This window comes from Bradyrhizobium sp. 482_C4_N1_8 (genome assembly GCF_052075965.1).
GTDB lineage: Bacteria > Pseudomonadota > Alphaproteobacteria > Rhizobiales > Xanthobacteraceae > Bradyrhizobium > Bradyrhizobium barranii.
Map to the genome: position 1 here is coordinate 3,622,328 of NZ_CP197231.1, position 26,758 is coordinate 3,649,085.

Below are 26,758 nucleotides of genomic sequence, written 5' to 3' on the forward strand. Positions count from 1 at the left end.
GTAGCCCGGAGGGCGCAGACGGACTGGTCCAGAGCGTAAGTCACCCCATCATCTCCCTGACCATTGGCACCACTTTCCCCCCGTAAAGCTCGATGCTCCGCATCAGCTTCTCGTGCGGCAAAGGCCCCGCCGAATACTTCAGCTGGAAGCGCGAAATGCCAAGCGCCTTTGCGGTCTTGGCGATCTTGCGCGCGACGGTTTCCGGCGAGCCCACATAGAGCGAGCCGTGCTCGGCCTCATTGACGAACTCGTCGCGGCCCATCGGCGGCCAGCCGCGCTCCTTGCCGATCCGGTCGCGCATCGCCTTGTAGTCGGGCCACAGCTCTTCGCGCGCCTGTTCGTCCGTCTCGGCGACGTAACCGGGCGAGTGCACGCCGATCGGCTGCGCCGGGCGGCCGAACTCCTTGAAGGCGCGGTGATAGAGATCGACGTAAGGCGCAAAGCGCGCGGGATCGCCGCCGATGATCGCGAGCATCAGGGGCAGGTCGTAATGCGCGGCGCGCACCACCGATTGCGGGCTGCCGCCGACGCCGATCCAGGTCTTAAGCCGGCCGTTCTCGACCGGCGGATAGATCAGCTGCTCTTTCAGCGGCGGACGCAGCTTGCCCTCCCAGGTCACCGGTTGCTGCGACAAGAGTGCCGTGAACAGGTCGAGTTTCTCCTCGAACAGCGCCTCGTAAGCGCGCAGGTCGAAGCCGAACAGCGGAAAGGATTCGGTGAAGGAGCCGCGGCCGAGGATGACCTCGGCGCGGCCGTTGGAGAGCGCATCGAGCGTGGCAAAGCGCTGGAACACGCGAATGGGGTCGTCCGAGCTCAGCACCGTCACGGCCGAGCCGAGATGGATGCGCCTGGTGCGCGACGCGATCGCGGCCAGCACGGTCTCGGGCGAGGAGATCGCAAAATCAGATCGGTGATGCTCGCCGAGGCCGATGAAGTCGATGCCGAGCTCGTCGGCCAGCACGGCTTCGTCGACGACGTTGCGGATCACCTGCGCATGCGCAAGCGTCTTGCCTGTGCCGTCCTTGGTGACGTCGCCAAAGGTATCCAGTCCGAATTGAAGCGGTGCGGTCATCGATCAGGTCTCTGCGGGGGAGGATCGACGACATGTGGTGGATGGCCGCCGGGTCACAAGGCGGGTTTCGGAAATGCTCGGTTTCCGTTTGGTAGACCCTTGCTCTCTGCGCGGTCACGAGGCGGCAGATGTCGTTGCCGCCTCGTGCTCATGACAGTCAGAGCGGATCGCGGATCAGCGGCGAGGTCGAGCAGTGGATGCCGCCGCCGCCGAGCGCGACCTTGTCGTAAGCCACAACGCGCGTGGTGATGCCGGCCTTGACGAATTTCTCCATGGTCCGCGGCGAAATGCCTTCGGGCACGATGACATGGCCCGGGCGTACGGCGAGACAATTGATCACCCAGTTCTGGTCATCGGGACAGACCTCGATCTGGCGAATCCCGAGTTCCTTCAGTTTTTCAAGGAACCAGAACGGTAGCAACGTCGGGTTCACGAAGGCGGTATCGCGGTCGATCATCACGAACATGCCGTCGATGTGCAGCCGATAGCCGGTCAGCTGGACGCGCAGCAGCTCCACGCCCTGCGTGCGCAACACTTCCTCGAGCTGGCGCGCGCCTTCCTCGTCGACGCGGCTCGACAGCCCCACGACCGCGACCTTGGGCGTGATGAAGGCGAAGCTGCCACCTTCCATGAGTCCCGTGCCGGAGATCGTCCTGAGGATCGGCATCCCGAGCTTGGCCAGGGTACGGCTGACCGGCAGCTCTTCCCCGCGCCTGATCGGGGGGCCGAGGCGGGTGACGATGGCGCCGCCGTCGACGGCAATCACGCTGTCGCGCGTGTAGACGGTCTTCATCTTGCCCGGCGCGCATTGATCGACATAGACGACCTCCGCGCCTTCCTCGCGTAACGCCTGAGCGAGCGCGTCATGCTGGCTCTGCTGTGCGGCCAGATCCGGGATCACGTCGCCGCGCCAGTACCAGCCTTGCTCGGGGTCGCCGAAGGCGCCGATCTCGGGCAGGCGCTTGTTCGCGTCAACGATATTCAACTCGGCGCCGGGGCGATGCATGAGCACCATCCGGATCTGGCCGACGTCGTTGTTGCAGCCCCAGCGGCGCCCCCAAACGCCGACCTGCTCCGATTCCGTCTCGAAGGCCGGTTCGGCGCGCGACGGAAACGCTTTGATCAGCATGTTGTAGCGAAATTCTGGCTCGGAAATGATCGACATGAGGGGCTCCTGCGGGAAGTGGTTGGTGTGGCGCATGCGGGCTCAACGCGAGCGGTACGCCCGGACTGCGATATCGATGAAGAGAAGACTGACCGTGATCAGGATGAGCACGGCGGCGACTGCGGCCATGGTGGGATCGAGTTGTTCGTTGATGCCGTCCCACATCCGCCGCGGAAGCGTGAAAACCCCGCGGCCGGCAATGAACAGCACGATCACCAGCTCATCCCAACTGTGGATGAAGGCGAAGATCACACCGGAGATGATGCCCGGCAGAATGTTCGGGATGATGACCATGCGCAGCGTCTGGCCAATGCTGGCGCCGAGGTTGAGGGCCGCCTGTTCGAGCCTGGGGTCGAAGCCGGCGAGCGCCGTCGAGACGGTGATGATCACATAGGGCATGCCGGTCACCGCATGGGCGATGATCACGCCGGTGTAGGTATCGATCAGCCTGAGGTCCACCCAGACCTGATAGATGCCGAGCGCGTAGACGATGGTCGGCACCATGATCGGCATCAGCATGACGAGGCGGACGATATTGCTGGCACGGTTGCCGAGACGCCAGCATCCGATAGCGCAGAGCGTTCCGGCGACCGTCGCGATGACCGTCGAGCAGATCGCGATGACGAGGCTGTGCAGGATGCTCGTCAGCCAGGCCTGGCTGGTCAGCAGGTTGCGATAATATTGCAGCGAGACGCCGTCGCGAGGCAGCGACAGATAGGGACGATCGGTCAGCGACACCGCGAAGACGATGGTGATGGGCAGGACGAGAAAGCAGATAATCGCCCATGCGATCGAGCGCGTCATAGGCGAGGAGCCTTCGAATGCGGTGCTGCTGGTGCTCATATGGACCCGAACAGCTTGCGCAGATCGACGACGCGGGCGAGCGCGACAAGCAGCCCGCCGATGATGATGAGCAGGGTGCCGGCCAGCATACTGCCGACGCCCCAGCGGACGATCTCGAGAATCTGGACCTTGATATATTCGGCGATCATCAGAGTCTTGCCGCCGCCGAGAATGGCCGGGGTCACGAAGAAGCCGAGGGAGAAGATGAACACGAGGATACTGGCGCCGACGACTCCGGGCATCGACAATGGCAGGAACACCTGGCGGAACGCGACGGCGCGGCTGGCGCCGAGGCCCCGGGCTGCGGCAACGCATCGTTGATCGATGTCGCGCATGTTGGCGTAGATGGGGAGGATGCCGAAGGGCAGCATGTAGTGGACCATGCCGATCAACACACCGGTCTCGTTCCAGATCAGGCTGAGCGGAGCGTCAACCAGTCCGCTTGAGATCAGGATGTTGTTGATGAGACCCTCGCGCCGCAGCAGCACAAACCAGGCGAAGGCGCGCACCAGGACAGAGATCCACAGCGGCACGAGAACGCCGAGGAACATCCAGCGGCGGACCCGCTCGCTCGAATGGACCAGCGCGTAAGATACGATGTAGGCGAGCACGAGCGTGATCAGCGTGCTGATGACGCTGATGCGCGCCGTCGTCGCCAGCATGCGTTGGATCGACGCGCTGGTCGCAAGCATGGCGTAGTTGTCGAGGCCCGGCTGCGGCTCGGTGACGCTCAACCAGAGCACCTTCGAGATCGGGTAGATATAACAAACGATCATCAGCGCCAGGGCCGGCAGGATCAGCAGCCAGTAGCGCGCGGTTACGCCGAAGCCCGGACGGGACGGCGAGGGCGTCAGCTGATCTGCAGGAGAGCTCATCGATATCGGACCCGGGCGCTCGGGGCTTTGCGCGGTTTTGGCGAGGTTTTGGCAGCGCGGCGCCGAGGAGCGCCACGCCGCCGGTAACGGACGTCAGGAGGAGATGAAATCCAGATAGGCCTGGAAGGTCTTGGAATGGTTTTCGATGTACCAGGCCGCGTTGATCCTGGCCTGAACCGCTGCGTTTGCGGGATCGGCCGGATTGGTCGCGCGCAGCGCTTCCGGCACCATGGACTGGGCCGCCGGGTTGGAGGGACCGTTGCCCATCGCAGTCAGAAGTTTCACCTGCCCCTCCGGCTGCTGCATGGAGGCGATGGCGCGGAAGGCCTCGGCGCCGGCCGGATTGTTCTTCGGCACGACCCACAAGCCGGGCTGCAGAAGACCGTCCTTGAAGGTGTAGGCGATGCGGTTATTGGTCTCGGCCTTGAGGACGTTGGCGCGGGTGTGCCACAACAGGCCCATGACGCATTCGCCGTCCCGCATCAGGCTCTGGCTTTCGGCGCCGCTGTTCCAGTAGAGCACATCCTTCTTGATGGTTCCGAGCTTGGTGAAGGCGCGCTTGACGTCCAGCGGATAGAGCTGGTCGGGCGGGACACCGTCGGCGATCAGGCACAGCTCGAGCATGGCCTGGGAATCCTTGCGGACCATGCGGCGGCCTGGATATTTCTTCAAGTCGAAGAAGTCTGCGAGGGTCGGCGTCTCCTTGACCTTCGCCGTGTCCCAGGCGAGCACGGAGGAGAACATGTAGTTCACGACGCCGTTCTCGTAGGCGAATTCCGTGGCGACCTTGCTCTTGTCGACGATGCTGTAGTCGATCTTCTCCAGGGCGTTGCGCGGCCCGAGCTCGGCCAGCGTCGTAACGCCGCAATCGCAGATGTCCCAGGTGACGTTGCGAGACTGGACCATCGTCAGGATCTTGCCGTTGAGGGGGCCGCTGCCGTCCAGCACCATGCGGCCGCCCTGCGCGGCGAAGGGCTGCACATAGGCTTCGTCGAAAGCCTTCATGGCGGCGCCGCCGTAGTTGACCACGACGACCTCCTTGCGCGCCTCTGCGCGGGCAGCGCCGGCGGCGAACACTGCGGGAGCGGCGAGAAGGCTGGCGCCTCCCTTCAGGAGGGCGCGCCGGGTCGGGGTGAAAATTGAATTGCGTTCGTTCATGACGGAAGCCCCATTCGTTCGTTTCGACTGTTGCGGCACTGCAGTTCAGGCATCGGTGACCAGCGTCCCGGCGCTGTGGTCCCAACCGATCGTTACGGCGTCGCCGGCGACGGGCGGCTCGCCATGTCGCCAGGTCGGCATCATCACGACGACGTCGCCGAATTCCGGCGTGGCGACCACGAGCCGGAATTGTGAGCCCAGATAGCTCCACTCGGAGACGACGCCTTTGAGCGTATTGTCGGGTTGACCGGTTTTGCCGGCGAGGGTGATCTTCTCCGGCCTCAGGGCGATCACGACGGGCTGGCCGATCGCCGGGCGATTGCAGTCGTCGCTCGCCTGGATGATCCGCACGCCCTGATGGGTCAGCACGAAGCCGCCGGCCACGTGATTGTCCACGCTGCCCTTGAGGAAATTGCTCTTGCCGAGAAAGTTGGCGACGAAGCTTGTCGCGGGCCGCTCGTACAGCTCGGTCGGCGATCCCTGCTGGACCATCTTGCCGTCTCGCATCACCACGATCCGGTCTGACATCGACAGGGCTTCGTCCTGGTCATGGGTGACGTAGATGAAGGTCAGGCCGATCCGCTTGTGCAATCGCTTCAGCTCGTCCTGCAGCTCTGCGCGCAGCTTCTTGTCGAGCGCGCTCAGCGGCTCGTCCAGCAGAAGCAGGTGAGGCGTGAAGACCATCGCGCGGGCAAGCGCGACGCGTTGCTGCTGGCCGCCGGAGAGCTGGCGCGGATAGCGGCCGGCTTGCGAGCTCAGCTGCACCAGATCGATGGCGGCATCGACCTTGCTCTTGATCTCGGCGGCAGGCCGTTTGCGCACCTTCAGCGGGAACGCGACGTTGTCGTACACGGTCATGTGCGGAAACAGGGCGTAGCCCTGGAACACCATACCGAAATTCCGCTGCTCGGGAGGGAGTCGCAGGATGCTCTGTCCGCCCAGCAGGATGTCGCCGCGATCGGGCTGGACGAAGCCGGCGATGGACATCAGCAGCGTGGTCTTGCCTGAGCCCGAGGGCCCCAGCAGCGTCAGAAATTCTCCGCGCTTGACCGTGAGGGACACATCGTTCAGCGCGGCGAAGTCTCCGTAGAACTTGACGAGCCTCTCGATCTTCAAATCGTGATCAACTCCTGCGGAAGCTGACACACTTATGAAATTGTTGCTGGTCATTCTCGTCTTCTGGCTACGGCGGCAGAACGTGCGGAGATCCGTGTATCCCTGCAGATTGGCCGAGAGCTAAAATCGCAACAATCATCTAATTTGCATCTGTATGGTGTGTTTTTTGAACGATTGACCCGCCGGTGGCCGACGGTTGCAATCAGTGCGTTCGGTGTGCCGACGATGAGCGTCGGCGTTGTCGCTGGACAGGCGGCCTATTCAGAACGAGCCGCCGCATCGATTGTCCTGGCGATGCCCCCCTGGAATGCTTCCTTCAACCAGCGGCGCAGCACCACCAGTTCGGGGTCGCCCCAACGTCTGGCAACAGCGACGAAGTAGTAACCGCCGAGACTGACGGGGTGAGGGCTAAGATCGACCAGTCTGCCTGCGGCGAGGTCCTCCTCGACGAGCAGCGTGTTTGCGAGTGCGACGCCTTGTCCCTGTCTTGCGGCCTCGATCGTCAGATGGGCATGCCAGAGGTGCGGTCCTCGCAACATCGGCAGGTCGGTGACCCCCGCATTTTCGAACCATTGCTCCCAATAGAGCGTCGAGGCTTCGTGGATCAGCGGCAGGTTCAGGAAATCGGAAGCCTGAGTGACGACGGGATGGCGCGCCCTGAACGCGGGGCTTGCGACGGCATGAATCTTCGGCGCCGCGATCAGCTCGGTCCTGACCTTCGGGCGGCTGATCATCATGTTCATGTGAACGATCTCGGCATCAGCCTCGCCGCGCGTGAAGTCCGCACGCGACAGCGTTGGATACAGGGCGATGTCGTAGTTCGGCAGGCTGGCCATGAGCGCGGGCAAACGGGCGAGCAGGCGCTGATTGATGATGCCGGGAATGCACCAGATCGTCAGGGTTCGGCGGCTGGCCGGACGAACATCTTCGTTGGCCTGGCGCAGGATGTCGAAGGCGCGGGTGACCCGAGCGTGGAATGCTTCGCCGGCGGCCGTCAGCAGCAGGCCGCGTCCGTGCGCCGCAACCAGCGCGACATTGAGGTCGAGCTGGAGCTTGCGGATGTGTCGGGAGACGACGGTCGGACTCACCGACAATTCATCGCTTGCCGCCTTGATGCTGCCGGTGCGGCCGACAGCCTCGAAGGCTCTCAGGGCATTGAGCGACGGAAGCCGCAGTGACAAGCGATCCTCTGGCAAAAGCCACCTCTTTCCAGATGATCTAGCTCACCAAACCAGTCAGCGAAAGCAGGATCCGCGCCAATCCGAGGGATCGATGTACTGGGATTCGGGTCCACCTACCGCCACATCCCGCGCATCCGGGCCCCGATATCGATCTTCGGGCCCTGCGCCGCCGCGCGGGCCGCAGCCGAAGCCGCCTTCGGCCAGGCGGTGCGCTCGAACAGATAGACGAGGGATTCCGGGATGAAGCGGGTGCGCGAGGCGTAGACGTGGCGGTCGCCCTTGGCTTGCTGGCCGTGGGTGAAGAAGCGCTGCGGCACGACGAGGTGCAGATCGTCCTTGGCGCGCGTCATCGCGACATAGAGCAGGCGGCGCTCCTCCTCGAGCTCGGCCGAGGTGCCGGCGCCGAGATCCGACGGCATGCAGCCGTCGACGACGTTGAGCACGAACACCGACTTCCATTCCTGGCCCTTGGCCGAATGGATGGTGGAGAGGATCAGATAGTCCTCGTCGCGGAGCGGAGGACCTGATTTGTCGCTGGTCGCATCCGGCGGGTCGAGCGTGAGCTCGGTCAGGAATTTTTCGCGCGAGGCATAGCCACTCGCGATCTGCTCGAGCTGCATGAGGTCGGCGCGGCGCGTCTCGGAATCCTCGTGGATGCGATCGAGATGCGGCTTATACCAGAGCCGCACGCGCTCGAGATCGGCGGGCCATTCCGAGTAACGCAGATTTCCGACCGTGCGGACGAAGTCGGTCCAGTCGGCGCCGGTGCGTGGCGGCACCGCAAGCTGGCCGAGCGCGGCAAGCGGATCGGTGCTTTCCGCCATCTGGTCGAGCACGCGCTGCGCGGTGGCGGGGCCGACGCCCGGCAACAGGTGCAGGATGCGGAAACCGGCGACGCGGTCGCGCGGATTTTCGGCAAAGCGCAGCAGCGCCAGCACGTCCTTGACGTGCGCGGCATCGAGAAATTTCAGTCCGCCGAACTTGACGAAGGGGATGTTGCGGCGGGTCAGCTCGATCTCCAGCGGACCGGAATGCGAGGACGTGCGGAACAGCACCGCCTGGTGCTTGAGCAGCGCGCCTTGCTCGCGGTTGGCCAGCACCTCCTCGACGATGTAGCGCGCCTGGTCGGCCTCGTCGTGGACGGTGACGAGCTGCGGCTTCTGCGACGAGGTGCGGTCGGTCCACAGGTTCTTGGTGAAGCGCTCGCGCGCAAGCCCGATGACGCCGTTGGCCGCCGCCAGCACGGGTTGCGTCGAGCGGTAGTTGCGGTCGAGCGTGATCATCTCGGCGTGGGGGGAGAAGCTTTGCGGAAAATCCAGGATGTTGCGGACGGTGGCGGCGCGGAACGAATAGATCGACTGCGCGTCGTCGCCGACCACGGTCAGCCCGCGTCCATCCGGCTTCAGCGCCAGCAGGATCGAGGATTGCAGGCGGTTGGTGTCCTGATATTCGTCGACCAGCACGTGATCGAAGCGGCCGCCGATCTCTTCGGCGATCAGCGCATCGCTCATCATCTGCGACCAGTAGAGCAGGAGGTCGTCGTAGTCCAGAACGTGCTGGGCCTGCTTGGCCTCGACATAGGCCGCGAACAGGCCCTTCAGTTCGGCGGCCCAGCCCGCACACCAGGGATAGTGCTGGCCGAGCACCTTTTCGATCTCCATCTCGGCATTGACGCAGCGCGAGTAGATCGACAGGCAGGTGCCCTTGGCCGGAAAGCGGCTCTCGGTCTTCGACAGGCCGCGCTCGTGCCGAACCAGATTCATCAGGTCGGCGGAATCCTCGCGGTCGTGGATGGTGAAGGCTGGATCGACGCCAATCCGCTCGGCATATTCGCGCAGGAGCCGCGCGCCGATGCCATGGAACGTGCCGGCCCAGGTGAGGGCGTCGCGCATGATCGCGGCATTGTTCTCGCCCAGCACCTTTCGGGCGATGCGCTCGACCCGGCCGGCCATCTCGGCCGCGGCGCGGCGGGAGAACGTCATCAGGAGGATGCGGCGTGGATCGGCGCCTGCGACGATCAGGTGCGCGACGCGATGGGCGAGCGTATTGGTCTTGCCGGAGCCCGCGCCGGCGATGACGAGCAGGGGGGCGCCCACGGTCGCGCCATCTGCGACGCCATGCTCCACGGCGCGGCGCTGCTCCACATTGAGCGTGTCCAGATATGTCGCCACGAATCGCCCCGGTGAAAGGGTGAGAGTCGGCGATCCCGGCGCGAATCGCAATGCGGCTGGACGGAACCAATGTTAAGACCTAGGGACAAGACGGCCCGAAGTTCCAGCCCGAGAACCACGCAACCGGCATGACCGAGCTCAAGCCCGACCAGTTCGAGATGCGGCGGCTGGAGTCGCTCAGCAACACCATCTTTGGTGTCGCGATGACGCTGCTCGCCTACGACCTGCCCAAGGCCGCGGTGTTCACCAGTGCCCCGAGCTGGAGCGATCTCGCCCATGTCTATTCCGGCAAGCTCGCCGGTCTCGCGCTCAGCTTCATCATCGCCGGCGTGTTCTGGATCAGCCATCACCGCCGGCTCGCGCGCCAGCCCGTGGGCAGCCGCGGCATGGTGATCCTCAACCTGTTCTTCCTGCTCTCGATCGTGCTGCTGCCGGTGACCAACGGCCTCTACACCAATTACAGCATGAGCAGCGCGGTGGCCGTGCTCTACGGCCTGCATCTGACCGCGATCGCCGGCCTCAATGCCTGGCTGTGGTGGACGATTTTGGGCGGTTGGCGCCACGAGATCATGGCCTCGATTTTTCCGCTGCTGGTGTTCATTCCGGGCACGATCGTTGCGGCCTTCGCGCCGCACGTCGCGCCCTACGTGTGGTTCATCGCCTTTGGCGGGCTGCTGATCCAGCGCTTCTATGTCGCACCGACCGGGCCAGGCGCGTGAGGTGGCGGCTCACCCTTTTGTCGCGCCGAACCCGTCGACCGGCACGTAAAGCTTGACCGGGCGGATTTCGTAGACCGCCGACGGGTTGACCTCGCGCAGCTTCCGCGCCGCCGCGATCGCTTCCTCATCGGTATCGTAGTCGACGAGATGGAAGCCGAGAAGCTGCTCCTTGGTCTCGGCAAACGGGCCGTCCAGCACCATGCCCGCGCCGGGGCCGCGCAAGGTGTGCGCCTTTCGGGTCTCATCCAGACGAGCGGCCGGCCCAAGGTGTCCGCTTGCCCTCAAGGGCGCCTGAACCTCGATCACTTTGGCCACGACCGCGGCGTCCTGCTCGGGCGTCCAGGACAAAATCTCGTCTTCCACGTGGTAGGCCAGGATGGCGTAAAGCATCGTCACCTCGTTTGTTTTTCAAGCTCGCAGTCGGAAGGATGTATGAGCGCCGCCGAGACCGACAATCCCGGAGACTAACATATTGCGTCGCGGAAGTTGCGACGAAACCGTCCTGAAACCCGATTGCCGCCCTCGGAGGTGAACGCTGCCCAAAGCCGAGGCGACTGATGGCCACCAAGAACACTTCGGAGGCGGCCATGTCGACCATAAAGATCATCTGCGACGCGCGTCGGGCGGGAAAGTCGGAAGCCGCGGATTTGCACGACCAGTCCGGCCACCACCGCTATTACGGCAGCTCGGCCGAGAACGGCGGCGAGCGGATCGTCGAAAGCCGCCGCGGAAAACGCCCGCGCGCGCTCAATGTGTGTGGCTTCTGACGCCTTCGGCGACACCGTCTCTCGACATGGACGTCCTGCAAATATCGATCGCGGCGATGCCGTTCCTGCTTGCGCTGATGAGCCGGACGCGAAAGGCAATCGCGCCGTGCTTGCTGACGAGCACCATCACCGTGGTGCTCGGCGACGAGCCTCATCGGGCGGTCATGGCCTGGTGCGTCGGCGTGTTGATTGCCGCCGTTGCCCTGCGTGAGCGGCTTCGCGCGAGCTGACCCGGCGCCGTCACGGCGCACTCAGGACCTGTTTGACCAGCGCCTCGCGCAGCGTGGCCAGCTCGCCGCTCGCTTCCATCTGCGCGATCACCTTGCCGACCTTCGGCACCAGATCGCGATGGCGTTCGTGCAAATAATGGTAGATGTGGATGCGCTCCAGCGGAGGCGAGAGCGGGACAATCCTGGCCTGCAGATTGAGTTTCCTCACCGCGACGAGCCCGCTGAAGAGGTCGGTGACCATCACCTCGAAACGGTCGGCGTCGAGCATCCTGATCATGTTCTCGAGGCTGGTGGTCGCGGTGACGCGGGCCATGCCGCGTGTCCCGGCCTCTGAGGAGCCGACGCCGCGGACGATTCCGATGCTGTACTCCCTGATCGAATTCCAGCCGGCGACGTCGAAACGAAGTTTCGTCGCGAAGACCGCCGGCTCGATGTAGTTGATCGCCGGCGTCACCTGAATCAGCGTCGGGTAGTCGCTGGAGAGCGTTCCGATCCGCTGGATCTCGCCATCGACCTCGCCGGCGCTCGACAGCGCCAGCGCGCGCTTGCCGGGGACGTCCTCGAACTCCAGCTTGATATTCAGCTTGGCGTAGACGGCCCGAAGCATCTCGCCGCCGACATATTGATCGGGGATGTCGGCGATCCGCGCCAGCCGGATCAGCTCCTGCGCGTGCGACGGAGCGGCGGCGAGCAATGACAGGCAGGCGACGATGATCCGCCACATGACGCGTCTCCTTTGCCCTGCATGGCTACCATTGGATTCGGACGGCCGCGATCCACCGGCGTGGCGGCCGCACCGCTCGCCCGTCTTGCAGGCGACTGCGGACTTTAACCAATGTCATTCCAGTACGCGAAGTGATAGTTTGCGCGGGAATCCTGCTGCTGGGCGCAAGACAAGACCCAGCCAAGCCGCCCAAGGGCCGGCAGGATCGCCACGCAGGTCGCGTGATGAGAGAATTTCAACTGTCGAATTGCTCGCGGCTGCGACCCGCCGTGCGGAGCAGGGGGCCGCCATTCCGGGGACGTGGTGCATGGCCAACGCAGGCGACGAGGACTCCAAGCGCAGCAGTCGCGCCGGTGCCCCAGCGGCCGCGAAGCAGGATTTGAGCGGGATCGGTGCTGCATTTGCGCCAGGGATGATCGGAGCGCTGCTGTCGCGGATCTTCAACTGGTCGCGCAGCGGCGTCGGGCCGCGCCTGCTGGCCGCCGTGCTGCTGTTCTCCTCGATCGTCACGCTGATGCTGACCGCCCTTCAGCTCTATCTCGACTACGACCGCGAGGTCGGCGTCATCGAGACGCGGCTCGACGAGATCGGCCGCAGCACGACCGGAAGCCTCGGCGAGAGCCTGTGGAATCTCGACCAGAACCAGCTCAAGCTCCAGCTCGACGGCATCCTGCGGCTGCCCGACATCCGCGCCGCCGAGGTGCGCGAGATCGCCGATCGTCCCAATCCGATCCGTGTCGCGGTCGGCGAGCCGAGCACCCGCTCAGCCGTGACACGCGACTATCCGCTGAACTACAGCGTCCAGGGGACGTCACGCCCGATCGGCGTGCTCCATGTCGAGGCGACGCTGGCCGAGGTCTATCAGCAATTGCTGAACCGGGCCCTGGTCATCCTGGCAAGCCAGGCCGCGAAGACCTTTGTCGTCTCGCTGTTCATCATCTACATGTTCCATCTGCTGGTGACGCGGCATCTGGCCGCCATCGCCGAGTTCGTCGGCCAATACAGCCTGTCGCGGCCGCCGCCGCCTTTGCACCTCGAGCGCCGGCCGCCCCGCGATCCCGACGAGCTGGACAAGGTGATCGACGCCTTCAACGCGATGTGCGCGAACCTCGAGCGCGCCTATGGCGAGCTGCGCGAGGCCAACGCAAATCTCGAGCGCGACCTGAATATCCGCCGGCGCGCCGAAGAGGACGCGCGTGCCAGTGAAGAGCGTTTCCGCGACTATGCCGAGACCGCGTCCGACTGGTTCTGGGAGACCGGACCGGATCATCGCTTCACCTACGTATCCGACCGGGCCGGCGCCTTCGGCATGGACAACAAGGCGCTGGTCGGCAAGCACCGCACAGATGCCGCCTCCGACCGCGACGCCGAGCCTGAGAAATGGCGCGCGCACGTGGCGACCTTGGACCGCCACGAGCCGTTCCGGAAGTTCGAGTATCGCGGGCGCGACGTGGCCGGCCGCATGCATCATTTCAACGTCAACGGCCAGCCGATCTTCGCGGCGGACGGACGCTTCATGGGCTATCGCGGGTCGGCCACCGACCTCACGGTGCAGCACGAGGCCGAGGAGCGGCTGCGCCAATCCCAGAAGATGGACGCGATCGGTCAGCTCACCGGCGGCGTCGCTCACGACTTCAACAACGTGCTCACGGTCATCACCGGCACCATCGAGATCATCCAGGAGGGGCTTGCGGACAAGCCCGAGTTCGCCGCGATCGCACAACTGATCGACGATGCGGCGGCGCGCGGCGCCGAGATCACCTCGCAGCTCCTGACCTTCGCGCGCCGCCAGCCGCTGGAGCCCCGCGACATCGACGTCAACGCACTCGTGGTCGAAACCGCGAAGCTGCTCAAGCCGATCCTCGGCGAGCATATCGAGATCGTGACCCGGCTCGCGGACGACGCCTGGTCCGCGATGGCAGATCCGTCGCAGCTCTCGTCGGCGATCGTCAATCTCGCCGTCAATGCGCGTGACGCGATGCCGGGCGGCGGCCGGCTCACGCTGGAGACCGCAAACCGCGAGCTCGACGGCACCAGCGGTGCCGGCGACGGCGATGTCATGCGCGGCGCCTTCGTGATGATCGCGGTGGCCGACACCGGTCATGGCATCCCGGCAGATATCCGCGAGCGCGTGTTCGAGCCGTTCTTCACCACCAAGGGCGTCGGCCGCGGCACCGGACTTGGGCTGAGCATGGTCTACGGCTTTGCCCGCCAGACCGGCGGGACCGTCGTCATCGAGAGCGAGGAGGGGCGCGGCACGGTGATGCGGCTGTTCCTGCCGCGGTCGAAGGGCGAGGCGCCGGCCAGGACGGCGCCGGTTCAGCCGCCCGCGGCGGCACGCGGGCACGAGACGATCCTCGTGGTCGAGGACGATCCGCTGGTGCAGGGCTATGTCATCGCCCAGCTCGGCACCCTCGGCTATCGCACGCTCGCCGCCAGCGACGGCGCAGCCGCGCTTGCGCTGGTCGACCAGGGCGTCAAATTCGATCTCCTGTTCACGGACATCATCATGCCCGGCGGCATGAACGGACGGGAATTGGCCGAAGCCGTCCGGCTCCGCCGGCCGGGGGCGAGCGTGCTCTACACCTCCGGCTATACCGACGACACCATCGTCCACGAAGGACATCTCGATCCCGGCCTGGCACTGCTCAGGAAGCCGTACCGGAAATCGGAGCTGTCGCAGAAGATCCGCGAGGTGCTTGCAGGCAAGCCGCCGGCCTGAGCGGAGCTCATCCATGCAGGCGCCACCCACGAAAAAGGCGCGGCGGGAAGGCCCCGTCGCGCCCGATTTCTTGCTCGCTGGTCCAGGGCTGAGAGCGCCCCGATGCCAAGCCTTTCGTCAAAGCCTAGCGGGCGATCCCAGCGAGGTGACAGCGCTTGAGATAAGACACTGGATCACCTCCTTTCGTTGGTTTCGGGACTCTGAATATAGGACGAAATCCCGCCGCCGTTAAGGGGCGCCCCGGGGTGGGAACTAGCCTGTCCGCAAGGCGGGAAAGTCCGGTCCGGAGCAGTTGAGACTGCCGCCCGGTCGTGTTAGGGAGCCAGTGATGCGGGTGTAGCTCAATGGTAGAGCAGCAGCCTTCCAAGCTGAATACGAGGGTTCGATTCCCTTCACCCGCTCCAGCCTTTTCATAGACTTAGCGAGAGGGTCGGCTCTTTTTTTGATGATCTCATTCTGACAAAGGCGGCTTTACATTTTCTGTTGCTCGCTTTTCGACCGACTGTTTTTCGTATCTCGCATATTCCCACACCGCTGTTTTCAGACAGGTGCGAACTCATCAAACCGAAAATTTTGGTTTGGGGAAGAGGCGTTGAACGCGCGTGTGGCGATCGGCGGCGATGGCGTAAAAATAGGATAGACGGAATATGACGCGCGCGAAGTTTACGCAGATGAAATAGCCAAACGATTAGTTAGCCAGTAGTGACGCTTGCGAGAGTGAGCAGGACCTCAGTTCCAAAGGTTTCGAGATTGAAGTCGTGCAGCGACTTGAATGCCATCACCGAAAAGGTTTCGTTCTTCGGTTTCGACGAACTGGTTCGCGTCCCTACGGATTATCTCGACGCCACCCCGCCTGTTGGGGAGGAGACCTCCAGGGCGCGAATGAGGCACCCTCGTCACAGGCATCGCCCTCGAACGTCGCGGTTCACGCCGTCACGGCCTTCTGGGCCGCCGCGAAGACGTCGCGCGCGGACGTCGTACCCGCTACGTGCTCCGTACCCTCGACTCCAAGGTCCATCCATCCTGCATTAACGGCCTCAAACATTTCTTCGGCAGGTCCGGTGTGGCCCTCCGGGATGCCGAATTGCTCGAATGCTTTCGCCCATCCTGCACGCGGGACTGCAAAGGCTTTCACGTCGAGATTCAGGACTTCACCCAATTGCTCCGCGACTTCATCCGCGGTGACCATCGAACCAAGCTCGACGGCGCGCTGCCCTGACCATGCTGGCCCGGTCAAAAGGGTTGCGACCTCCGCGCCGATGTCATTCGTCGCGACCATGGTCGATTTCCGGTTTGTCGGATTGTAGTAGACCGGTAGCGTTCCGCCCTGGGCGACCTGCAAGCCGTAGAGGAAGTTTTCGAAGAATCCACCTGCGCGCACAAATGCGATTGGCGATATCAGGGTCGCGAAAACCTTGCTCCAGAAGCGACAACGCCGTGATCATCCCAAGCCCGCTGGTCCTGTTCGCGCCCATCGACGAAAGCGCTACTACCCGCGGCGGCGCTGTCCTGGTGAGCGCCTCGACATAGTTCGCAATCACGCCCTTGGCTTCTTTGTAATCGGGCGAGGGCGCCCAGACAGGGGGCAACATGACAAACGCGCCTTCGACGCCTTTGACCGCCCGCTCGATGGCTGCCGAATCATTCCAATCACCGTCAACCAGTTCCACGCCCTGGTTCGCCCAGCTTGACGCGTTCTCGCGATTGCGGACTAGCGCGCGTACTTCCTTGCCGTGCGCCAACAGATGTTCTGCCGTTGCGCCGCCCACTTTTCCCGTGATTCCCATTACTAAAAACATGCGTTTTCTCCTGATCTTGAGGGACAGAGCACTGCCCCCGTTGGTTCAACGGATGAGCGGCAGAACGGCCCGGATTCGGGGATCGCGCGCGTAGAGGCCGCCCCATGTCATCGCGCCCAGAAGCAGGGAAATGATTTCCGGCGGCGACCCCAACTCACCAATGCGGACATGGGCGCAGATGGCACCTCCCAAAAAGCCCGTCACCAGGATCGCGCCGAGGACGGCGGTGGCCGGGATGGCGTAAAGGATGGCGCAGGCGAGTATGATCGGACCCACGACACGGGTCAGGTCCATCGCGAACCCGGTTTCCCGCAACATGCTCGCGATCTCTGCCGGCGCGAAAAGCTGAATAGTGCCGTCTGCCACCAGAGCGATAACGACAAACGCGCTCATTATCCGGCCGGCCCACAGGGCGCGATGCAAGGTCATAGTTTCAGGCACCTGATGCAGATTCATAGTTTCCGACACTTGTCATTCTCCGATGGGGGGGATCCCATTATTCGGAGCCTATTGTGTCTCTCAGGTATGAGAAACACTGAGGAAATGAACTCACTGTTCTCTCTATGATGAACAATACCGAGGCACGAAAATGCAGAATCTCGAACCCATCCTCATTTTCATAACGGTAGCGGAAATGGGGAGCTTCACCCGCGCAGCCGATAGCCTGGGCATTCAGAAGGGAAGGGCCTCAACGGCGGTCCGGAAGCTGGAAGAAGATGTCGGTGTCAGGCTTCTGCACCGGACGACGCGTAGCGTGCAGTTGACGGAGGACGGACGCGCATTTCATGCCCGTGCCCGCGATCTGCTTGCTGAAGTCGATGACCTGCACTCGATGTTCGCAGGCGATCGCGTGGCGCTCCGCGGGCGTTTACGGGTCGATCTTCCGACCGAGGTGGCGCGCACGACGATCGTGCCGGCCTTGCCGGATTTCATGGCGGCTCACCCCGAGTTGGAGCTGGAGGTGTCGAGTACGGATCGACAGGTCGATCTGGTTCAAGAGGGGTTCGACTGCGTATTACGGCTTGGACCCATCAGGGACGAGACGCTGATTGCCCGCCCACTGGGCCTTTTGCGCACGGCCAACGCCGCCAGCCCCGCCTACCTGTCGCGCTATGGCGTCCCTCGATCGCCAGAAGATCTCCAGCGTCAGGGACATCGGTCAATTCATTTTTCGACGATGCTGGGCGCAAGACCCTATGGATGGGAATATCCGGACGGCGACAGCTACGCGACGCTTCAGTTGCCAGGTGCGCTGCACGTCAACAGCGCGCAGACCTACGAAGCCGCTGCCCTCGCTGGCCTTGGCCTGATTCAGGCGCCACTGCTGGGGATTGGCCGATACTTAGAGAGTGGAGCGCTTGTGGAGATCATGCCCGATTTTCGTCGCCGGGCGCTCGCTGTGTCCCTCGTCGTAGCACATCGGAGCAATCTGTCGCGCCGAGTCCGCGCATTCATGAAATGGATCGAAGATGTGCTGACGCCGTATCTGGAATAGCGAAACGAACCGCTTCGTCCTGCCCTCGAAATCAACATTCTGAGTTATGTCTGTTTAGAGATCGTCGCCCGGAGCCGCTTGGTCCGAGCATGCGGCCGTGTGGGTCGACCTCGATGTGTAAGCAAACCAACTCCAATCACCTCAACTCGGTACAGAAACGACGTTCACAACAATGCCAAAGGCAGCCCACGACCATTCTGACAATGAGGAATTCTGTAATGATCTTAAGGGATCAAAAAGCTGCAAATGTCAGAATGGCCTTTGAAAGTGTTTCAAGATTCCCCGACTTCCAAGCTGAATACGAGGGTTCGATTCCCTTCACCCGCTCCACGATTTTTGACGCTATTCTACGATTTGGTGCGATCGTGTTCGCTCGCTCGATGGCAGCGCTTGGAGTTTCATCGGCAACAAGCAATGGCGATCCATTCAGAGGTGAGCCCCTGCAAAACGCCCGATGATGGATTGGAGCGAGAGTTAAGGTTTTTCAATTGGTTAAGAGGCTACGTGTGCACGATGTGTGCACCGGGAGATCAAGGAACATCTCAATTACGGCCAACGTGAGCAATTCTTTGAACGCGGGCGGCCTACATCGGGCGACATTTCCGCTCTAGTCCGGCCGAACGCCCGGCCTTCGAATCCCCTGACAGAATAATGCTGTTAAGCTACGGCTAGGGTAGGGGTGTTGAACGCAAAGCGGGACGCGCGAGACAGAGCTGAACATTGCCTCGCGAGACCTAGTGCATCATTGATTGCGGATGATCGGTTGGCTCAGTCCTCGTTACGAAAAAGCAACGCTGCCGCGGCCAGTCGGTCGTTCCTGGCAAGCGAATAAGGTGGTAATCCAGCCGACAATATCCGCGGGCGTTCATGTGTTACGTTGCTCAGCCTGCACCAATCGGGATCCGCGCTCTCGACTCTCGAGATTGCTCAGTACGATGCGCTGCCCTTGCGCAAGTGCCGGAGAACCTAGCGATCGTTCTCAACCCAACGCGGGAACTTTCGCGGATCTACATCGAGGACGTTAAGGTTGAGCAATTTGGAGTTCAGGATACGTGGGACACTCACGGAGTGTCCTGCCCCGCGCGCATTACAAGTCAATTTACTCCGCAGTGGAGGTCATCGCAGACCGGTTCACCCGCTCCAGAGCCCTTTTATTTATGAAAACAGGCGCTTGCGGTCTTGCCGGGTCTGAATAGACCGCCGCCTTCCGGATTTTCATACAACTGCTGTACAACCAAGCTCCGATAGGGGATACGGCGGGCCACGATGGCCTATCGCCAACGAGGAGCAGAACGGCAATCGAATCCTTGGCACGTCCTGCGAGGCGCGCGGCGCTGATAACCGCCGCCGCAGCTGGATGAGAGGGAGAATCTTAACGCTCGCGTCGCGCCACGGCAGCGGCGATCGACGGTGGCGGTTTCTTGCGATAGGCGCGGAGCGATCACGTCTATGCGGAGCGATCACGTCTACAAACTGTCCCGGCGGTTGTAGGTCGCCGCAGCTATCACGATGACGACGCCTTTGATGATCAGTTGTGCCTGGACCGGTACGCCAAGCAATAGCACTTCGTTGGCGAGAATGACGATGATCGCCGCCCCGGTGAGCGCGCCGAGGATCGAACCGCGGCCGCCGCGCAGAGACACCCGACCGACGACGCAGGCGACGATCGAATCGAGCTCGTAGCCTTGCCCCACCCAGTTGTCGACGAGTCCGACATAGCCGCTCAGGATCAGCCCGGCGATCGCCGCAAGGCAGCTCGAGATCAGGTAGCAGGCGATGGTGATTGCGTCGGAGCGGATGCCGAACAGGCGTCCCGTCACCGGATTGCCGCCGACGATGAAGATCCTGCGTCCGAACGCGGAGCGATGCAGGACGACGGCAAGCAACGCCGCCAGCACCAGCAGAACCAGCGCGTTGTAGGGCACGTCATAAAATTTTCCGGAGCCGAGTACGCGCAGGAGTGGCGGCACGTTCCCGGATGGCGCGCCCTGCGTGTAAGCGAATCTGAATCCCTGGAGCAGGATCATTGTCGCGAGTGTTGCCAGGAACGGCGAGACCAATCGTTTAGTGACCAGGAAACCATTGAGCAGGCCGGCGGCGATCGCGACCGCCATCGCGATGGCGACAATGGAAGCGACATCGCGGTCGGCTCCCGAGAATCCGGTCGCGATCACTGCGGCCGTCGCCATCATTGAGGCGACCGACAGGTCGAGGCCACGCACGATCATCACCAGGCTCTGCCCCATGGCGACGATCGCGAGCGGAGCGAATTGCAGCAGCAGGTTGGACAGATTGTCGGAACTGACGAAGGCTGGCGACGTCACGCCGCCGAGCAGGAGCAGGAGCGGCAGCGCGAAGGCGGTGCCGTAGCGCGCCAAGACAACGCGGACCGACCAGGACGGTGCGGCGGGGCCTGCGATCTCGACGGAGCCTGGCATTTCCTGGGTCACTCCATCCTGCGGCGTTCGACATAGATGGAGACGGCAAGGATGATGATGATCGCCTGCGCCACCAGTTGATAGTGCTTCGACACGTCCATGAAGTTGAGCAGATTGTTCAGAAGCGCGATCAGAAACGCCCCGAACAGAGTGCCGATCACGCCGCCTTTACCGCCGCTCAACAAGGTCCCGCCGAGTACGACGGGTGTAATCGAGGCCAACGTGTAGTTGACACCTGTATAGGGCTGTCCCACGCCGAACCTTGCGGCGAGATAAAGCCCGGTCGCTGCACAACAGAAGCCTGAAGCGCCGTAGACGAGCGTCAGAATGTGCGTCCGCCGCAGGCCTACGAGGCGGGCGGAATTTGCATCGTCCCCGATCGCGTAGATCTGGCGGCCAAGCGGCAGGTAGCGCAAGAACAGTGCGATCAGGATGCAGAGCAACACCGCCAGCGTCGCGCCGACGGGAAGGCCCAAGATGCGTCCATAGGCAAGAAAATTGAAGCCGCGCGGTACGCGTCCGACCGGCCCCAGGGCGTAGAGCAATGTCACGCCCTGGAGGATCGCACCCATGCCGAGCGTCACGATCAGTGGATGGACGCGAAGACTTACGACCAGCCCGGCATTGACGACTCCGACAAACGTTCCGAGCGCAAGCACGGCGATGACGACCGGAATGACCCGATCCGGATTGCCGTTGATAAGGCCCGACGTCAGGCAGGATGTGAGGCTGATCAGCGACCCGACCGAGAGGTCGATGCCGCCGCTGAGAATGGTAAGGGTCTGCCCGATGCTAACGAGTGCGAGATCGGTGGTCTGTTCATAGACATTGAGCAGGTTACCCTGCGTCGGGAAGCGGTCCGATACCGTCGCGCCGATGAGGTAGACGACGCAGATCAGGACGAGCACGCTGACAAGGCCCGCGTTGCTGCGCAGCCACCATGGCATTGTGGGTCTGGCAGCGAGGATCGCGGTCATGCGGCTTTTTCGCCGGTCGCCAGCTGCATGATGCTTTCCTCCGTGGCGTCCTGCGCGGGCAGCTCGCCGCTGACGCGTCCCTCGCGCATGACGATGACGCGGTCAGCCATGCCGATGACTTCTGTCAGCTCCGAGCTGATCATCAGGATTGCGAGGCCTGCATCCGCAAGCTCGCGCATGATGCTGTAGATCTCGGCCTTGGCGCCGACATCGACTCCGCGGGTCGGCTCGTCCAGGATCAGCACGGAGGTGCACAGGCGCGCCCAGCGGGCGATGATGACCTTCTGCTGGTTGCCGCCGGACATCGTGGCGACCGGCGTCGCCGGCCCGCGGCAGGCGATACGGTATCGTTCGATTTCGCGCGCGGCGATAGCCGTCTCGCCGTCGCGATCGATCAGGCCGTACCGCGTGACGGAGCGGAGCGCAGGGCCGGTGATGTTGGCGGCAATATCGAGCAGCATCGCAAGCCCTTGCGACTTGCGATCTTCTGTGACGAGACCCATGCCGAGCGTGATCGCCTTGGCGGGCGACATCGCGGTGTGGCGTTCGCCGCCAATGTGGAGCGTGCCTCTCGAGATGGGCGCCGCGCCGAACAGTCCGAGCGCAACATCGGTGCGTCCGGAGCCGACCATGCCGGCGAGCGCGACGATCTCACCGGCGCGCAGCTCAATCGAGACGTCCCGGACCCGGCGGCCGATGGAAATGGTCTCTGTGCGAAGCACCGGTTGACCTGTTTTCGTGGCGGCGGCGCGCGGTGGAAACAGATCGCCGAGATCGCGTCCGACCATCATCGAGATCAGCCGTTCGCGCGTGACGTCGGCAGTATCCTGTGTCCCGACCAGACGGCCGTCCTTCAGGATCGTGGCGCGATCGCACAGCGCAAAGACCTCGTCGAGACGGTGCGAGATGAAGAGAACGGAGACGCCGGCTTCGCGCAGCCGGCGCAAGCGCTCGAACAGCAGTGCGACCTCGCGCCCGGCGATGACGGCGGTGGGCTCATCGAGGATCAACAAGCGGACATTGTGAGTCATGGCACGCGCGATCTCGACCATTTGCTGGTCGGCGACCGAGAGCGAAGCCACCGTCGCGCGAGGGTCTAGGGAGATGCCAAGCTTTCGCATCAGCTCGGCTGCCTCCTTCCGTGTCCGCCGGTGGTTGACCATGCCGAGAGCGTTGCGCCGCTCGTTGCCGAGGAAGATGTTCTCGGCAACGGACAGTTGCGGAAACAGTGCGAATTCCTGGTAGACGACGTGGACTCCGGCGAGTTTTGCTTCGCGCGGCGACGACCAGCTCACGGGCTGACCGGCGAAGATGATCTCGCCCTCGTCGGGCGCAAGCGCGCCGGCGATGATCTTGATCAGGGTGGATTTGCCGGCCCCGTTCTCGCCGAGCAGGCCGTGAATCTCTCCCGGCCTGACCTCGAGGTTCACGCCACAGAGGGCGCGTACGCCGGGAAAGCTTTTGGAAATGCCTTTAAGCGTCAGCATGCGGCCCGTTGTGCTCTGTCGGAGTACCGGTGAGGCCGGTACGCCGGAGTGTTCGCGATCAGTGCGGATAGTTGATCTTGAACGTGCTCGGATTGTAACCGGGGCCCATGCCGCCCGACACCAGCATGTCGTCCGGACCATCGGGCACGACGTGCTGCTCGACATACATGTCGGGCTTCGGGATCGAGGGCGTCTCGTCGCCGTGGGTCAGCACGATGTTGCTGTTGATCGTGTAAACGCAGGGTACCGAGGCGCCGGACAGCACCTTGAGCGCGACGTCGAGGGCCGTACCCATCATCGCCGGCGGATAGTCGATGTCGAGCAGCGGGAACTTGTTCTTGATCGCCATCTTCATCGGTCCGTTCATGTCGGCCGAGGTCATCGGCGGAATCTCGCTGCCCTTCCAGCCGGCTTCGAGGAACGCCTCGATCGCGCCGGGCACCTGCAATCCATGCGGCGCGAACACCGCGTTGATGCTGTGGCCGTATTTGGCGATCATGGCCTGCATCACCTGCTTGCCCTTCACCGGGCTCCAGTCGGAGTAGACGGTCTCCAGGATCTTGATGCCGGGATTGGCCGAGAACACCTGCATCGCGGGCTTGACGCGGTTCTCGTTCGGGCTGGAGCCTGCCTGCCCGCCCAGGATGATCACGTTGCCCTTGCCGTTCAGCTTCTCGACGATCCACTGCGCGAACAGGCGGCCCATCATCGCGTCGGAGGCGGTGACGAAGGTGACGAAATTGTCGGAGTCGACCCGGCGGTCTACCATCACGACCGGGATGCCGCGTTCGGTCGCCTGCGTGACAGCAGGATCGAGCGCCTGCGAGGTATTGGCGCTGACGATCAGGAGGTCGACGCCGCGGGACACCAGGTCCTGGATGTCTGCAACCTGCTTCGCATCATCATGACCAGCATCCGTGATCAGGAGCTTCTTCACGACGTCGGCATGGTCGTGAGCAGCCTTCTGAAGGGAGTGCAATCCGACCACGCGCCAGCTGTCGCCGAGGCCTGCATTGGCAAAGCCGATGACGTAAGGCGGAGTCTTCTTGAATTTCGCCGTGTCGCGGATGCAGACGTCGAGGGCCGGATTGAACAGGAATGTTCGCGGTGCGCCGGAATACTGCGCCTGCGCCTCCTTCGGCATGGCCGCGGCAAGGCAGGCCAGTGACAGACAGCTCGCGATGATGGCTCTCATTGATATTCCTCCCCTTTGATTTTTGTGATCGTGGCGACTTGAGCGTCGCTCTAACCAATCAACCCCGGTTTTGGCGCCGTCTCACGACGGCGCCGCAAGCTGCGTCGACACGAGTATCTTCAGCTTGTCGTTACTCGGAGCGGTGAGGACGTCGAAACCCTTAGCTACGACGTCCTCCGCACGGATGCGGCCGTCGATGATCTTCGAAATCGGCAGCTTGCCGGACTCGACGAGCCCGATGATGCGCGGCCACATCGTGATGGGGTAACACCAGGTCGCCTCGATGGTGATGTCCTTCAGTGCCCACAGCATCGGGTCGGTGGAGGCCTTGCCGACATGCAGGCCGGCCTGAACCACGACGCCGCGCCGGCGCACGGCTTCGACACAGGTGTTCAATGCGCTTTCGTTGCCGACACATTCGATGGCGACGTCGACGCCGACATTCTCTTCGGTGTGCTCCTTGACGCGCGCGATCACGTCAATGGCCTTGGGATCATAGACCCCGGCACAGATGCCCCAGCTCTCAATCGTTCGTCGCCGCGATGCATTGGGCTCGGACACATAGATTCTGGCGGCGCCGGCCGCATGCGCGCACAGGATCGTCAGCGCGCCAATCGGGCCTGCGCCTGCGATCAGGACGGTGCTTCCCGCCTGGACGCCGCCGCGGTCCACCGCATAGAGCGCAACCGCCGCCGGCTCGATCATTGCGGCTTCCTCGTTGCTGATGGTGTCGGGGACCTTGGCTGCGTTGTAATCGTTGATGATGGCGAGGTCGGACATGCCGCCCCATGCCCAGCTCAGGCCGACGCAGCCCATTTTCTCGCTGAGATGATTGAGGCCACGCCGGCTGTAATAGTCGTTCATCGGCATCACCAGCGGCTGCACGGAGATGCGGTCGCCGCGCCGGACATGCGTGACCTCGCGCCCGACATCCAGGACCTCGGCCGAGAACTCGTGTCCGAGAATCTGCGGCAAGGTCGCCGCGGTGAAGACGTGCGGCGCCGCAGGGGTGACGATGGGGCCGGCGATGTATTCGTGGAGATCCGTGCCGCAGATTCCGGTCCACAGTGGTTTCACCAGGAGTTGGTTCGTGCCCATCTCCTTCGGTTCGGCGACGGTTTCGACACGAATGTCCTTCCGTCCATAATAACGAACAGCCTTCACGGCGCGCTCTTCCCATTTGCGGCGAACGCGGATGATTCCGCGCCGCCTTATTTTGTTACCGGCCTCTACGGTCCTGAACTGGATGGGGAATTTTGCTCCCCACTCTGGAGCCGCCGGTTCCAAAAGGTTAGAATAGACGCCTTGGGGCCACAATATGCGGTGATTTCCCTTCACTGGGGAATTCAACGCCCTAATCTACCGCGCCGTTTATCGTCATTGGAAGGGCGGGCGCCGGCCGCGACCGAACCAGGGAGGGCACGATGACCATTGACCGGATGAAGGATATCAGCGTGTTCGTCCACGTCGCCGAAGCCAAGAGCTTCACGGCTGCGGCGGAGCGCATCGGGCTTTCACGATCTGCCGTCGGCAAGAGCATCGTTCGGCTCGAGGACCGGCTCGGCGTGAGACTGCTTCAGCGTACGACGCGAAGCGTGTCGCTGACCGGGGAGGGTGCGGCCTTTCACGAGCGTTGCGTGCGTCTGCTCGCCGATCTCGATGAGGCGGAGATGGCAATGCTCAGCCATTCGCAGGCGCCGCGCGGACGGTTGCGGCTCGATCTGCCGGTATCCTTCGGGCGGCTGCACGTGCTTCCAGTCCTCAACGCGTTCATGCGCAAATGGCCGGAGATTTCGGTCAGCACTTCGTTTGGTGATCGCTATGTCGATCTCATCGAGGAGGGGGTCGATGTCGCGATCAGGATCGGCAGCAGCGATGACTCTCGCCTGATGACCAGATTTCTTGCGCCACATCGCCTCGTGACTTGCGCATCGCCGACCTATCTAGCGGAACGAGGGATGCCTGGTAACATCGAACAGTTGGCGCAGCACAGCTGCCTCGCCTTCGTTCACGGCGGACGCGCCGTCGACTGGCGCTTCAACGAGAACGGACAAGCCCGCGTGGTCGCCATCAATGGCCGCTTTGTTGCGACCAACGCGGAAGCGCTGCGCGACGCGACGCTTGCGGGCTTCGGCATCGCGCGGCTTGCCACCTTCCTCGTCAGCGACGATCTGCGTGCGGGCCGGCTGGTGCCGATCCTTGAAGAGGTCGACGCCGACGGTGCACCCATTCGCGCCGTCTATCCGTCGAGCAGGCACTTGTCGCCGAAGGTGCGTACATTCATCGATGCGTTGCTCGAGGCCTGGCGCCCGGAGCCGCCTTGGGACCAGAAGTAGAATTATAAGAAGTTGGATATTCTCGTCGCCGGGAAGAGCCCCTCGCTTGCAGGGGCGCGATGCAACGGTCGGAGATGCACGGGAATTCCAGCATGCCTATTTTCGTTTCAAATATGCCGCCAACATCTTACGGGCATCCTCACGGCGCTTGCCGCGCCACGCTGCATCGCCGAGGTCGCTTGCGAACATCGAGGAGAGGGTGTGCACGTTGGTGAGATGAAACTGGCTGAGCGCCGCGATCATGATGTAGAGGCGTAACCAGGGAATGAAGAGCTTTCGGGCCTTCAT

26 protein-coding genes and 1 tRNA gene are annotated in these 26,758 nt (G+C 63.1%); 8 read left to right on the forward strand and 19 right to left on the reverse strand.

All coding sequences use genetic code 11. From position 1 onward, the window contains the following. Window positions 1-40: 40 nt before the first annotated feature. The 8 genes from AB7Z56_RS17025 to AB7Z56_RS17060 form a co-directional block, all read right to left on the reverse strand. Window positions 41-1,072 carry an LLM class flavin-dependent oxidoreductase gene (locus tag AB7Z56_RS17025; protein ID WP_063982539.1) on the reverse strand — a complete coding sequence of 344 codons (1,032 nt, stop codon included), beginning with the start codon at window positions 1,070-1,072 and terminating at the stop codon, window positions 41-43. Between the two features lie 157 nt (window positions 1,073-1,229). Further along, window positions 1,230-2,237: a dimethylarginine dimethylaminohydrolase family protein gene (locus tag AB7Z56_RS17030; RefSeq protein WP_063986281.1), complete on the reverse strand. Its 1,008-nt coding sequence runs from the start codon at window positions 2,235-2,237 to the stop codon at window positions 1,230-1,232. Window positions 2,238-2,279: 42 nt separating this feature from the next. Beyond that, on the reverse strand, window positions 2,280-3,080 hold the full coding sequence (locus AB7Z56_RS17035) for an ABC transporter permease (RefSeq protein ID WP_063982540.1): 801 nt from the start codon (window positions 3,078-3,080) through the stop codon (window positions 2,280-2,282). Continuing rightward, window positions 3,077-3,955 carry an ABC transporter permease gene (locus AB7Z56_RS17040; RefSeq protein WP_084795074.1) on the reverse strand — a complete coding sequence of 293 codons (879 nt, stop codon included), beginning with the start codon at window positions 3,953-3,955 and terminating at the stop codon, window positions 3,077-3,079. Before AB7Z56_RS17040 ends, AB7Z56_RS17035 begins: the two co-directional genes overlap by 4 nt. Before the next feature lie 93 nt (window positions 3,956-4,048). Further along, window positions 4,049-5,113 carry an ABC transporter substrate-binding protein gene (locus tag AB7Z56_RS17045; RefSeq protein ID WP_354124072.1) on the reverse strand — a complete coding sequence of 355 codons (1,065 nt, stop codon included), beginning with the start codon at window positions 5,111-5,113 and terminating at the stop codon, window positions 4,049-4,051. A 45-nt stretch (window positions 5,114-5,158) separates the two neighbouring features. Then, window positions 5,159-6,229, reverse strand: coding sequence for an ABC transporter ATP-binding protein (locus AB7Z56_RS17050; protein ID WP_225005249.1), 1,071 nt, complete (start codon window positions 6,227-6,229; stop codon window positions 5,159-5,161). A 257-nt stretch (window positions 6,230-6,486) separates the two neighbouring features. Continuing rightward, entirely contained in the window at window positions 6,487-7,410 is a 924-nt protein-coding gene (locus AB7Z56_RS17055) for a LysR substrate-binding domain-containing protein (RefSeq protein ID WP_063982543.1), read from the reverse strand. 113 nt (window positions 7,411-7,523) lie between these two features. After that, window positions 7,524-9,581 carry an ATP-dependent helicase gene (locus AB7Z56_RS17060; protein WP_354124073.1) on the reverse strand — a complete coding sequence of 686 codons (2,058 nt, stop codon included), beginning with the start codon at window positions 9,579-9,581 and terminating at the stop codon, window positions 7,524-7,526. 128 nt (window positions 9,582-9,709) lie between these two features. On the opposite strand from AB7Z56_RS17060, the gene AB7Z56_RS17065 reads away from it, so the two are divergent. Further along, window positions 9,710-10,300 (forward strand): TMEM175 family protein, encoded by a 591-nt coding sequence (locus AB7Z56_RS17065; protein WP_354124074.1) that lies wholly within the window; start codon window positions 9,710-9,712, stop codon window positions 10,298-10,300. Between the two features lie 9 nt (window positions 10,301-10,309). On the opposite strand, the gene AB7Z56_RS17070 is transcribed toward AB7Z56_RS17065, so the two are convergent. Continuing rightward, window positions 10,310-10,690: a YciI family protein gene (locus tag AB7Z56_RS17070; RefSeq protein ID WP_135216597.1), complete on the reverse strand. Its 381-nt coding sequence runs from the start codon at window positions 10,688-10,690 to the stop codon at window positions 10,310-10,312. Between the two features lie 167 nt (window positions 10,691-10,857). On the opposite strand from AB7Z56_RS17070, the gene AB7Z56_RS17075 reads away from it, so the two are divergent. Together AB7Z56_RS17075 and AB7Z56_RS17080 are read left to right on the forward strand one after the other, a co-directional pair. Beyond that, entirely contained in the window at window positions 10,858-11,067 is a 210-nt protein-coding gene (locus tag AB7Z56_RS17075) for a hypothetical protein (protein ID WP_014494462.1), read from the forward strand. A 26-nt stretch (window positions 11,068-11,093) separates the two neighbouring features. Continuing rightward, window positions 11,094-11,297 (forward strand): hypothetical protein, encoded by a 204-nt coding sequence (locus AB7Z56_RS17080; RefSeq protein ID WP_354124075.1) that lies wholly within the window; start codon window positions 11,094-11,096, stop codon window positions 11,295-11,297. Window positions 11,298-11,307: 10 nt separating this feature from the next. On the opposite strand, the gene AB7Z56_RS17085 is transcribed toward AB7Z56_RS17080, so the two are convergent. Further along, window positions 11,308-12,021, reverse strand: a complete 714-nt coding sequence (locus AB7Z56_RS17085; protein ID WP_354124076.1) for a substrate-binding periplasmic protein — start codon at window positions 12,019-12,021, stop codon at window positions 11,308-11,310. A gap of 307 nt (window positions 12,022-12,328) precedes the next feature. Here AB7Z56_RS17085 and AB7Z56_RS17090 point away from each other — a divergent pair, with 307 nt between their 5' ends. Then, window positions 12,329-14,743: an ATP-binding protein gene (locus AB7Z56_RS17090; protein WP_354124077.1), complete on the forward strand. Its 2,415-nt coding sequence runs from the start codon at window positions 12,329-12,331 to the stop codon at window positions 14,741-14,743. Window positions 14,744-15,073: 330 nt separating this feature from the next. Next, window positions 15,074-15,147: transfer RNA gene (locus tag AB7Z56_RS17095), tRNA-Gly, on the forward strand. Between the two features lie 521 nt (window positions 15,148-15,668). On the opposite strand, the gene AB7Z56_RS17100 is transcribed toward AB7Z56_RS17095, so the two are convergent. Genes AB7Z56_RS17100 through AB7Z56_RS17110 form a run of 3 tightly spaced genes read right to left on the reverse strand, consistent with a single transcriptional unit; the run spans window position 15,669 to window position 17,010 of the window. Continuing rightward, window positions 15,669-16,022, reverse strand: a complete 354-nt coding sequence (locus AB7Z56_RS17100; RefSeq protein WP_441256374.1) for a hypothetical protein — start codon at window positions 16,020-16,022, stop codon at window positions 15,669-15,671. Next, the gene (locus tag AB7Z56_RS17105) at window positions 16,006-16,542 is read right to left on the reverse strand and encodes an NAD(P)H-binding protein (protein ID WP_441256375.1); all 537 of its coding nucleotides are present in this window, start codon (window positions 16,540-16,542) and stop codon (window positions 16,006-16,008) included. Before AB7Z56_RS17105 ends, AB7Z56_RS17100 begins: the two co-directional genes overlap by 17 nt. A 45-nt stretch (window positions 16,543-16,587) precedes the next feature. Beyond that, window positions 16,588-17,010 (reverse strand): DoxX family protein, encoded by a 423-nt coding sequence (locus AB7Z56_RS17110; RefSeq protein WP_354124079.1) that lies wholly within the window; start codon window positions 17,008-17,010, stop codon window positions 16,588-16,590. Window positions 17,011-17,131: 121 nt separating this feature from the next. Here AB7Z56_RS17110 and AB7Z56_RS17115 point away from each other — a divergent pair, with 121 nt between their 5' ends. Together AB7Z56_RS17115 and AB7Z56_RS17120 are read left to right on the forward strand one after the other, a co-directional pair. Next, window positions 17,132-18,037: a LysR family transcriptional regulator gene (locus AB7Z56_RS17115; RefSeq protein WP_354124080.1), complete on the forward strand. Its 906-nt coding sequence runs from the start codon at window positions 17,132-17,134 to the stop codon at window positions 18,035-18,037. A gap of 218 nt (window positions 18,038-18,255) precedes the next feature. Beyond that, window positions 18,256-18,495 carry a hypothetical protein gene (locus tag AB7Z56_RS17120; RefSeq protein WP_354124081.1) on the forward strand — a complete coding sequence of 80 codons (240 nt, stop codon included), beginning with the start codon at window positions 18,256-18,258 and terminating at the stop codon, window positions 18,493-18,495. Window positions 18,496-19,503: 1,008 nt separating this feature from the next. Here the strand turns inward: AB7Z56_RS17120 and AB7Z56_RS17125 are convergent. The 5 genes from AB7Z56_RS17125 to AB7Z56_RS17145 all read right to left on the reverse strand — a co-directional run bounded on the left by AB7Z56_RS17125 (window position 19,504) and on the right by AB7Z56_RS17145 (window position 25,298). Then, window positions 19,504-20,475: an ABC transporter permease gene (locus tag AB7Z56_RS17125; protein WP_354124082.1), complete on the reverse strand. Its 972-nt coding sequence runs from the start codon at window positions 20,473-20,475 to the stop codon at window positions 19,504-19,506. Between the two features lie 8 nt (window positions 20,476-20,483). Beyond that, entirely contained in the window at window positions 20,484-21,452 is a 969-nt protein-coding gene (locus tag AB7Z56_RS17130) for an ABC transporter permease (protein ID WP_354124083.1), read from the reverse strand. Beyond that, a complete protein-coding gene (locus AB7Z56_RS17135) occupies window positions 21,449-22,939 on the reverse strand; it encodes a sugar ABC transporter ATP-binding protein (protein ID WP_354124084.1) in 1,491 nt (496 codons plus the stop codon). Before AB7Z56_RS17135 ends, AB7Z56_RS17130 begins: the two co-directional genes overlap by 4 nt. 58 nt (window positions 22,940-22,997) lie before the next feature. Further along, window positions 22,998-24,134, reverse strand: coding sequence for an ABC transporter substrate-binding protein (locus AB7Z56_RS17140; RefSeq protein ID WP_354124085.1), 1,137 nt, complete (start codon window positions 24,132-24,134; stop codon window positions 22,998-23,000). Between the two features lie 81 nt (window positions 24,135-24,215). Continuing rightward, a complete protein-coding gene (locus tag AB7Z56_RS17145; RefSeq protein ID WP_354124086.1) occupies window positions 24,216-25,298 on the reverse strand; it encodes a 2,3-butanediol dehydrogenase in 1,083 nt (360 codons plus the stop codon). A 260-nt stretch (window positions 25,299-25,558) separates the two neighbouring features. Here AB7Z56_RS17145 and AB7Z56_RS17150 point away from each other — a divergent pair, with 260 nt between their 5' ends. After that, entirely contained in the window at window positions 25,559-26,470 is a 912-nt protein-coding gene (locus tag AB7Z56_RS17150; protein WP_354124087.1) for a LysR family transcriptional regulator, read from the forward strand. Window positions 26,471-26,566: 96 nt separating this feature from the next. On the opposite strand, the gene AB7Z56_RS17155 is transcribed toward AB7Z56_RS17150, so the two are convergent. Beyond that, the gene (locus AB7Z56_RS17155; RefSeq protein WP_354124088.1) at window positions 26,567-26,758 is read right to left on the reverse strand and encodes a hypothetical protein; all 192 of its coding nucleotides are present in this window, start codon (window positions 26,756-26,758) and stop codon (window positions 26,567-26,569) included.